At 65.2% G+C, this 1,478-nt stretch carries 1 pseudogene; it reads left to right on the top strand.

Going from position 1 to position 1,478, the window contains the following annotated elements:
* Window positions 1–205: 205 nt before the first annotated feature.
* Window positions 206–1,452: pseudogene (locus tag QRN11_RS15125) on the top strand (IS110 family RNA-guided transposase).
* Window positions 1,453–1,478: the final 26 nt, after the last annotated feature.

The following is a 1,478-nucleotide window of genomic DNA, read 5'->3' as shown; positions in this document are numbered from 1 at the left end:
ACGCTCGTTACCTTTTTCGTAGCCCTTTCCTGTTGCAGGATGTGGGTGTGCTGGCCTGCTGGTCCCTGGGCATGATTCCGACGCTCTGTTGATGATGATCCTGAGAGTGTTGTCACCTGGGGCTGGTAGGTGCCGGGGAGACCGCTGATAGGGGCAGGACAGTGTGGGAACGTCGTGCGTAACGTGGGTGCCGGGCCCTGACACCGTGGTGGGCCAGTACGGGAGTTAGGTGACTACGACTGGAGGTGCCAGGTGCTCGGAAACCATGACGACGTTGAAGTGTTCATTGGTGTCGATGTTGGCAAGGGCGAGCATCATGCTGTTGCCCTGGACAGGGCGGGAAAGAAGTTGCTGGACCGGGCGCTGCCCAACGACGAGGCCCGGATCCGGGAGATCCTGGTCGAGCTTGAACATCATGGCCGGCTCCTTGTTGTGGTGGACCAGCCCGCGACGATCGGGGCGCTTCCGGTTGCCGTGGCCCAGGCCGCCGGGGCTGTGGTGGGGTACCTTCCGGGTTTGGCGATGCGCCGGATCGCGGACCTGCATCCCGGGGAATCGAAGACGGATGCACGCGATGCGTTCATCATTGCTGATGCCGCGCGGACCATGCCGCATACCCTGCGCTCGGTCCAGCTCTCCGACGTCCAGCTCGCCGAGTTGAGCATGCTCTGCGGATTCGATGATGATCTGGCCAAGCAGGCCACCGCGACCTCGAACCGGATCCGGGGGCTGCTGACTCAGATCCATCCCGCGCTCGAACGTGTCCTGGGCCCGCGGCTGGACCACCCGGCGGTCCTGGATCTGCTGCGGACCTGGCCCACGCCCGAAGCGCTCCGCCACGCCGGCCGGCGACGAATTACGAACCGGCTGACCAAGCTCGCGCCCCGGATGGGCGCCCGCCTTGCCGATGACATCATCGAGGCACTGAGCAGGCAGACGGTAACCGTGGTGGGCACGAACGCCGCCACCATAGTGCTGCCCCAGCTCGCGGCCATGCTCGCCGGGCTGCACGAGTCACGACTCACCGTCTACGCCCAGGTCGAAGCCCTCGTGGAGGCCCACCCTCTTCACCAGGTCCTGATGTCTCTGCCGGCGGTCGGCATCAGGACCGCAGCACGGATCCTCACCGAAGTCGCCGGCAAAGACTTCCCGACCGCCGGGCACCTGGCCTCCTACGCCGGCCTGACTCCGGTCACCTGGCGGTCCGGGACCTCCGTCCGGGCCGACCGCGCCTCCCGAAAAGGCAACAAAGTCCTCAAACGCACCCTCTACCTCTCAGCGTTCGCGGCCCTCAAAGACCCGCTCTCCCGCGCCTACTACGACCGCAAACGAGCCGAAGGCAAACACCACAACCAAGCCCTCATCGCCCTCGCCCGACGCCGCTGCGACACCCTCTACGCCATGCTCCGCGACGGCACCGTTTACCAGGCCCAAACACCAACAGCAGCTTGACGAAGAACATAGGGACACTCTCACTT

Source organism: Pseudarthrobacter sp. fls2-241-R2A-168 (assembly GCF_030209335.1).
Taxonomy (GTDB): domain Bacteria; phylum Actinomycetota; class Actinomycetes; order Actinomycetales; family Micrococcaceae; genus Arthrobacter.
This window is presented reverse-complemented; position numbering and strand designations above follow the sequence as displayed.